General features: G+C 67.3%; 6 protein-coding genes and 1 pseudogene. 3 read left to right on the forward strand and 4 right to left on the reverse strand.

The features are described 5' to 3' along the window. On the reverse strand, window positions 1–1,656 hold the full coding sequence (locus J7E96_RS28060; RefSeq protein ID WP_215135125.1) for an FAD-dependent oxidoreductase: 1,656 nt from the start codon (window positions 1,654–1,656) through the stop codon (window positions 1–3). Between the two features lie 221 nt (window positions 1,657–1,877). On the opposite strand from J7E96_RS28060, the gene J7E96_RS28065 reads away from it, so the two are divergent. Then, window positions 1,878–3,257: a serine hydrolase gene (locus J7E96_RS28065; protein ID WP_215135127.1), complete on the forward strand. Its 1,380-nt coding sequence runs from the start codon at window positions 1,878–1,880 to the stop codon at window positions 3,255–3,257. Window positions 3,258–3,284: 27 nt separating this feature from the next. Here the strand turns inward: J7E96_RS28065 and J7E96_RS28070 are convergent, their stop codons facing one another. Then, the gene (locus tag J7E96_RS28070) at window positions 3,285–4,163 is read right to left on the reverse strand and encodes a hypothetical protein (RefSeq protein ID WP_215135129.1); all 879 of its coding nucleotides are present in this window, start codon (window positions 4,161–4,163) and stop codon (window positions 3,285–3,287) included. Between the two features lie 519 nt (window positions 4,164–4,682). Here J7E96_RS28070 and J7E96_RS28075 point away from each other — a divergent pair. Then, window positions 4,683–5,507, forward strand: coding sequence for a helix-turn-helix transcriptional regulator (locus J7E96_RS28075; protein WP_215135132.1), 825 nt, complete (start codon window positions 4,683–4,685; stop codon window positions 5,505–5,507). Then, entirely contained in the window at window positions 5,494–5,703 is a 210-nt protein-coding gene (locus tag J7E96_RS28080; RefSeq protein ID WP_215135134.1) for a DUF397 domain-containing protein, read from the forward strand. Before J7E96_RS28075 ends, J7E96_RS28080 begins: the two co-directional genes overlap by 14 nt. Before the next feature lie 109 nt (window positions 5,704–5,812). On the opposite strand, the gene J7E96_RS28085 is transcribed toward J7E96_RS28080, so the two are convergent. Together J7E96_RS28085 and J7E96_RS28090 are read right to left on the reverse strand one after the other, a co-directional pair. Continuing rightward, window positions 5,813–7,096 (reverse strand): geranylgeranyl reductase family protein, encoded by a 1,284-nt coding sequence (locus tag J7E96_RS28085; protein WP_215135136.1) that lies wholly within the window; start codon window positions 7,094–7,096, stop codon window positions 5,813–5,815. 121 nt (window positions 7,097–7,217) lie between these two features. Then, window positions 7,218–7,756, reverse strand: a pseudogene (locus J7E96_RS28090) (hypothetical protein); the annotation flags it as partial.

A 7,756-nucleotide genomic window follows, 5' to 3' on the forward strand; every position in this document is an offset into this window, starting at 1 on the left:
CTATGTGGTTTTGGGCACGGCGATGGACTGGGCGTAGCGGAAGATGTTGTGCGGGTCCCAGAGCTTTTTGGCCCGTTGCAGGCGCTCGTAGCTGCTCTTGTAGTACAGCTGGTGCCAGGGCTGGCCCAGCGTGTTGAGTTTCGTGTCCGAGATGTCGACGTCGGGGTAGTTGATGTAGCAGCCGTCCGTGTTCGCGTCCTTGGTCGCGGGGTACGCCGGATCGACCACCGCCGGCACTCCACCGGTGGGCCGGTAGACGTCCTGGTAGAAGTTCCTGATCCAGCGCAGATGAGGCCCGGCGATTTCCGGGTCCTGCTCGGCGTCCACGTAGTCGTAGACCCCGTTCTTGTCGGCGTCCGTGCCCCAGGTCCAGTACGCCTGGTACTGGAGCTTCATGACCGAGGAGCGCTGCGGCACAGCCGTCTCCTCCGTGCCCATGTCGTTGATCGCGCCGCCGTAGGAATCGACCTGAACCAAGGCGTCGGGGTTGGAGTAGCTGGCGTCGGTGAGATGGCGGTGGATCGCGTCGATCTGGTGCTCGGTGAATCCCTTCGTCATGTACGCCGACTTGTACTTGCCGCAGCGGTTGGGGCTGCCCGAGTCGTTGATGCTCTGCGTGGCGGTGAGCCAAGGGAGCCGGGTGGGGATGAACAGCGAGCCCATCGCGGGATGCTCGCCGATCGCCTGGTCCAGTGGTGTCTCTTCGACGTGGTACGTGTCGCCGGTCTTGAAATCCGCGGTGATCCAATTCATGAATGCCTCGAGGCGCTGCACCGAGTCCTTCTTCACGCCGTCGAGCTGAATGATCAGACCGACCTTGCCGCTGCTCATGTGGGTGAGCTTCAGCAGGGTGAACAAGTCCCGGTACTTGTAGGTGCCGAAGGAGGCGGCCGGGAGCGTTCCGTTGTTCTCGTACTCGAAGAATTGCCCGTACCGGCGGACGAGCGACTTGAAGAGGTCGGGGCGCGCGAGGAAGTCCTTCCACTCCCAGGCGACGGACCTGGCCAGCACCTGGGCGGGCGGCTGCCGCAGGCCGCGGAACCAATAGCGCGTGATGACACCGAAGTTGCCGCCGCCACCGCCGGTGTGCGCCCACCACAGGTCGCGCAGCGAAGCGTCGGTCGAGTCTTTGCAGGCCACCGTCTTCTTGGGGGTTTTACCGTCGGCGACGGTGACCACCTCGACGGCGTACAGGTAGTCCACCGTCAGGCCGAAGTCCCTGGAGAGCAGCCCATAGCCGCCGCCCGAGATGTGGCCGCCGAGCCCCACCGAGTAGCAGGAGCCGCCGGGCAGGGCCAGGCCGGTCGACCGGTAGAGCTGGGTGGTGCTGTGCCAGTTCGTCGCGCCCGCCTCGATGCAGTACGCGTCCATCTCCGGGTCGAAGTAGACGCGGTTCATCTGGCTCACGTCGATGATGACCCCGACGTCCCCGGAAGAGACGAAGTTCTCGTAGCAGTGACCGCCCGAGCGCACCGTGATCCGGCGCTCGGAATTCGCCGGGTTGCCGCAGAACTTGCTGAGCGCCGACACCACGTCGTCCGCCGTCGTAGCCACCACCACGAAGTCCGGCTTGGCGATCCAGCGCTGGTTGAACCCCCGGCGCAGAGCCTCATAGCGCGCGTCCTTGGAACCCACTTCGATCGGACTCGCGGCCACGGCAACCCCCACTGGCATATGAGACGGTCAAGAACTCACTCTAAGTTACCAGCGATGTGCTCAACGTCACTTCCTCGTTCGGGTGAATCGCGGAAGCCTGACATTTGTCATCTGCTCCCGTGCAAAAGGTCGTTCTGCGGGTGGAGGGCTGCTCTCAGCGGCGCCATGAGGATGGAGGAATCGAACACGCGCCGTGAACGAGTGACGAAAAAGGAGCCACCATGCGCCTCGCCCACCCGAACAATCGCCGCCACCCGAAGCACCGGAGAGGTCGCCTGGCGGCGGTGGCCTCGGTCGCCGTTCTGTCGCTTGCGGCGGGAGTCGCGCCGGCGCACGCGGCGTTGCCCGCGTCAGCCACCCCCACCACCGCCTGGTCCGATTCCTCCGCCGCGCCCTTAGCCGGACCAGACCTCCGTCTCGACCGGCCGGCTCTCCGCGACTCCCTCGCGGCGATTCACAAGGCCGGTATATACGGGGCCTATTCCGCCGTCCGCGACGGTTCGCAGCAGTGGCGCGGAGCCACCGGATTCGCCGACCTGGACACCGAGCGCCGGATGCGCCCCGACTTCGAGCACCGGATCGGCAGCATCACCAAGACCTTCACCGCAGTGGCCGTCCTCCAGCAGGTCCACAAGGGCCGCATCGAACTGGACGCGCCCATCGGACGCTACCTGCCCGAACTGATACCGGGGGAGCGGGGCCGACAGGTGACGGTCCGCATGCTGCTCAACCACACCAGCGGCATCGCCGATTACGTCCTGCCCGCCTTCCCTGGCCTCCTCGAAAACCCCGGCAAGGTCCTGGAGGACAACCGCTTCCGCCGCCTTGACCCGGAATACCTCGCCCGCCTCGGACTCGCGGCCCCGCCCACCGCCGAGCGCGGCACGCACGCGTACGCCAACACCAACTACGTCATCGCCGGGCTGCTGTTGCAGAAGGTCACCGGCCAGGACGCGGAAACGTACATCACCCGCAATGTCATCCGTAAGGCCGGGCTGCGGCACACCTACTTCCCGCGCTCGCCCTACATTTCCGGACCGCACGCCAAGATGTACGAGTCGATGTACGGCTACATAGAGCCGGCCCGCGACTTCAGCGCCTACGACATGTCCTGGGCCGGTACGGCGGGCGCGATGGTGTCGACCATGCGCGACCTCAACGACTTCTACCGCCAACTGCTCGGCGGCAAGCTGCTCGCCCCCGCCGAACTGCGCGCCATGAAGACCACCGTCCCGTCCTACGAGCCCGAGCCGGGCCAGGAAGTCGCCATGCGGTACGGCCTCGGCATCTACACCCTGCGCATGCCCAGCGGCGGCTGGTACTGGGGCCACGACGGCGGCGTCTTCGGAGCGGGCACCTGGGCACTGTCCACCGAGGACGGCCGCAGACAGGTCGCGATCGGCTACAACCTCATGAAGTACGAGCGCTTCGACGAGAACAACAAGCCGAAGCCGGACCCGATAGGGGCGGCACTGTTCCAGTACGTCGACGGAGCACTCAGCGACCCGGCCAAGCCCTCCCCGTCCCTCCGCCAGCGGCCGGCGCCGCCCAGCACGCTGCCGCCGCTCAACCCCTTGGTCACCCCCGAGCAACTGCGCTGAGGGCGGCGCCGAGGGCGGCGCCGACGATCAGGGCGCCGGACGGATTTTGTACGTACGGACCGAGTCCCGCAGCCGCGCCGCCTTTCCGCGTACGACGTCGGCGGGGAGTCGGGGCCGGTCGTCGTCCGGGCGCACGCGCGGCTCGCTGCGGCAGATCCGGCAGAGGCCGCCGGGCAGGGATTCCGGCGTACCGGGGGCGTGGCAGTCGGTGCATTCCATGACGTACCGGCCCTGGACGGGCGCCGGGGCCTCGGGCGGCAGCCGGTCGATCAACCGGTTCTGCACGAACCCGAAGGGGTGCCGCACGGGGTCGGGCAGCATCGACGCGACGGCCCGCTCAAGCTGCGCCTCACTGGCTCCCCGCCGGAACCACTCCCCCGCCAGCTCACCCAACACCTCGCATTCCACGGCGGACAGGGCGAGCTGCGGGTGCCGGTGGACGAGCCGGGCGAGCGCGTCGTAGCCGCGCGCTTCCGGCTCCTGTACGGGGGCGGGGTCGGCCATTCCGGACTGCGGGACGTTGTCGGCGAGGAATTCGGCCCACCAGGCGTCGGAGCGGGCGGTACGCGTGAAGAACGTCCGGTAGACCCACCGCGCCCCCTCGGCGTCCTGCACGTCCCGGCGTACGCGCCGCAGATGCCCGGCCTCGGACAACTTCCGCAGAATGGTGCCGATGGCACACTGCCCGAAGCCCTCGACTTCCCTGGCCAGCGCCTTGATGGAGATGTCGGCGCCGTCGGGCAGCCGGTCGATGTAACCGGCGATGGCGGCTTCACGCCTGGGCAGATGTGCGAAATCCCGACCCCGGCGGGGCTCTTGGCCGGGCGCGGACCGTTTCCCGAAGCCGGGCTTGGCCATGGGGTGGGCGGGGGCGTGCAGGGCACGGCTAAGCTGCTGGACAGCCATGGGATCGCTCACTTCGATCTTGTTGGTCAGACCCCTGTGTGGTGCTGCTAACACCGCATGGGGGTCGTTTCGTCGTGCCGCACGCTACACGGCGACAGCACTGTGTCGCGACCCGATCACAAAAAGTCATCGCCGCTGACAGGGAGGGTGGGTGGGAACAGTCCCCACCCACCATTCCTAGCAAAAGGATCTCGACCCTCGCCCCCCGAAGCTCAAGCTCCGTCCCGGCACCGAGGACACCGGCACGGCGGGTACGCCATGGACCCCGGCGGGAGCTCCACCCCCTCCATCGGCTCCCCCGCAGCGTCGAGCCGCAGCACCCCGCCCGTCCCGTAGTCGGCAATGAACTCCGCCAGCCGCGCCCGCGCTTCACTTCGCTTCGGCTCGTCCATGTCGGCCATTGCAGGTCACTCCCGTCGCACCGTTTCGCTACTTTTGGTTACAGCTTGAGCGCGCTCCGCTTAGGCTCGCCAGTAGGTGGCCCGTGACACCGACGTGGTCACACAGGGAGTTGGGCACATGGGCACTGACGTACCGGAATCACGATTCCCCTACGGGGATGAGCTGCGGAAGCGCCGCGAGGATGCGGGACTCACGCAGGAGCTGCTGAGCCAGCAGGCGATCATGTCGCGTACGCACATCGCCCATATCGAGGGCGGACGACGCAAACCGTCGCTGGATGACGCGAAACGCCTCGATCAAGTACTGGACACTGGCGGGGTGTTCGAGCGCTTTCTGCCAACGCTGGACTCGCGCAAGGTGGCGGTCCACTTCGCGGCGGCAGCCGAGTTCGAGCAACAGGCCACCATGATCCGCGAGTACGCGTCTTCCCTGGTGCCGGGGCTATTGCAGACGGAGGAGTACGCCCGCGCTGTGTTCCGGTTCACGTTTCCGCCCAAGAGCGATGATGAGCGTGACAGCGCTCTCGTCACACGCCTCGGTCGCGCCCGTATCCTCGACAATCCCGTGACGCCCGTCCTGTGGACGATGCTGGACGAGGCCGTGCTACGGCGCCCGGTCGGCGGGCCAGGCGTCATGGCCGAGCAGCTGCGACACCTTCAGCGACTGGGCGACCGTGAGCGCATTCGCCTCCATGTACTGCCGTTCTCCGTAGGAGCGCACGCCTTGATGGAGAGCAGTCTGACTCTGACATGGCTCGAAGATTCCCCGCCCATCGCCTACGTTGAAGGCGTCAAGACGGGAGCGATCCTCGATGATCCAGCGGTAGTGCACCATTGCCAAGCGATCTACGACCTCGCCCTGGGCGACGTGTTGTCACACCGGGAGTCACTCGCCCTCATCAAGGCTGTTGCAGAGGAATACGAGGAGCATGAACAGCACTGAGCACACCGTTAGTTGGCGGAAGTCCAGCTATAGCGGAGCTAGCGAAGGCAACTGCCTGGAGGTCGCCGAAGGCCTGCCCGGCGTCACCCCCGTCCGCGACAGCAAGATCCCCCACGGCCCTGCCCTCGCCTTCGGCGCGACCGCCTGGTCGTCCTTCGTATCCGCCGTGAAGGACGACCAACTGCCCCGCGCCTGACTCACGCGGGCCAGTCGCGGCGCATGCCTGCTGAATCCCAGCTCCGAGCCCGGCCGCCGGCAGGGGGAGCGGCTTGCTCACCGCCAAGCGGTGAGCAGCGAAAGGCGGATCATGAATTGGGGGCGACCTTGGCCAGGCCGTTGATGATGCGGTCCATCGCGTCGCCGCCCGTCGGGTCGGTCAGGTTGGCCAGCATCTTCAAAGTGAACTTCATCAGCACCGGGTGGGTCAGGCCGCGCTGGGTCGCGATCTTCATGACCTTCGGGTTGCCGATGAGCTTCACGAAGGCGCGGCCCATCGTGTAGTAGCCGCCGTACGTCTCCTTGAGGATCTTCGGGTAAGCGTGCAGGGCCAGTTCGCGCTGGGCGGGGGTCGCGCGGGCGTGGGCCTGGACGATGACGTCGGCGGCGATCTGGCCCGACTCCATGGCGTACGCGATGCCCTCGCCGTTGAACGGGTTCACCATGCCGCCCGCGTCACCGACGAGGAGGAGGCCCTTGGTGTAGTGCGGCTGGCGGTTGAAGGCCATGGGGAGCGCGGCGCCGCGGATCGGCATCGTCATGTTGTCGGGGGTGTAGCCCCAGTCCTCCGGCATGGAGGCACACCATGCTTTCAGGACCTCGCGCCAGTCCAGCTCCTTGAACGCCTTGGAGGAGTTCAGGATGCCGAGGCCGACGTTGGAGGTGCCGTCGCCCATGCCGAAGATCCAGCCGTAGCCGGGGAGCAGGCGGTCCTGCGGGCCGCGGCGGTCCCACAGCTCCAGCCAGGACTCCAGGTAGTCGTCGTCGTGGCGGGGGGAAGTGAAGTACGTACGGACCGCGACGCCCATCGGGCGGTCCTCGCGGCGGTGCAGGCCCATGGCGAGGGAGAGGCGGGTGGAGTTGCCGTCGGCGGCGACGACCAGCGGGGCGTGGAAGGTGACCGGGGTCTTCTCCTCGCCCAGCTTGGCGTTGACGCCGGTGATCCGGCCCGTACGGGCATCGATGATCGGCTCGCCCACGTTGCAGCGCTCGTGCAGGCGGGCGCCGGCCTTCTGGGCCTGGCGGGCCAGCTGCTCGTCGAAGTCGTCGCGCTTGCGGACGAGCCCGTAGTCGGGGTACGAGGCGAGTTCCGGCCAGTCGAGCTGGAGGCGGACGCCGCCGCCGATGATGCGCAGGCCCTTGTTGCGGAGCCAGCCCGCCTCTTCGGAGATGTCGATGCCCATCGAGACCAGCTGCTTGGTGGCGCGGGGCGTCAGACCGTCGCCGCAGACCTTTTCGCGCGGGAACGCGGTCTTTTCGAGGAGGAGTACGTCGAGTCCCGCCTTGGCGAGGTAGTAGGCGGTGGTGGAGCCGGCGGGTCCGGCCCCGACGACGATCACATCTGCGGTGTGCTCGGACAGGGGCTCGGTCACGGCGGGATCTCCCGTAAGACTCGGCGTCGCGTGCCTTGCGGCACAGGTCGGAGGCAGTCTATTGGGGCGTGGTGACCACCGGTCCGAAGGGTGTGTGTGGAGCGGTGCGGGCGTGCCACGATCAGCCGAGGGACCAGGTGGAGAGTGCGGTGTCGAAGATCTTGCGGGCATACTGCCAGTCCCGGTCCCTGCTCTTGGTGTAGATCGAGTAGTCCGTGCCGTTCGGCGCGATGTAGCCCTGGTCGATGGCGTGGAGGGTCTCGCCCGTCTGCTTGTCCGTGAACGTGTACTCCCAGATCGCGCCCGGGCGGCCCTGGAAGGTGTTGGGCTCAAGGCGCAGGCGCTGGAAGTTTTTCTGGTTCGCCTTGGCCTTCTGTTCGATGTTGAGGAAGTTCTCGTAGGAGGTGGCGTACGGGGGGTTGTGGACGACGCCGATGAGGAGGTGCTCCATGCCGGTGGAGCCGGAGTACGTGATCTGGCCGGCGTTGGCGTTCGTACGGGACCAGACGTCGGGGACGGCTAGGGAGAAGCCGGCGGGGTCTGTTACGCGGCGGAAGCCGGTGGGGGGCTCGGGGGGTGCGGACTGTTGGGAGGCTGTTGGCGTTTCGGTGGGGGTGCGGTCGGTGGGGGTGGACGTTGGGGTGGGGGTGGGGGGGGGCG

It is taken from the genome of Streptomyces sp. ISL-96, assembly GCF_018614035.1.
In the GTDB taxonomy this organism is placed as follows: domain Bacteria; phylum Actinomycetota; class Actinomycetes; order Streptomycetales; family Streptomycetaceae; genus Streptomyces.

Bases quoted from the DNA above. Each gene is read 5' to 3' on its own strand.
- J7E96_RS28070 (WP_215135129.1), bottom strand. From the start codon at position 4,163: ATGGCTGTCCAGCAGCTTAGCCGTGCCCTGCACGCCCCCGCCCACCCC.
- J7E96_RS28075 (WP_215135132.1), top strand. From the start codon at position 4,683: ATGGGCACTGACGTACCGGAATCACGATTCCCCTACGGGGATGAGCTG.
- J7E96_RS28080 (WP_215135134.1), top strand. From the start codon at position 5,494: ATGAACAGCACTGAGCACACCGTTAGTTGGCGGAAGTCCAGCTATAGC.
- J7E96_RS28065 (WP_215135127.1), top strand. From the start codon at position 1,878: ATGCGCCTCGCCCACCCGAACAATCGCCGCCACCCGAAGCACCGGAGA.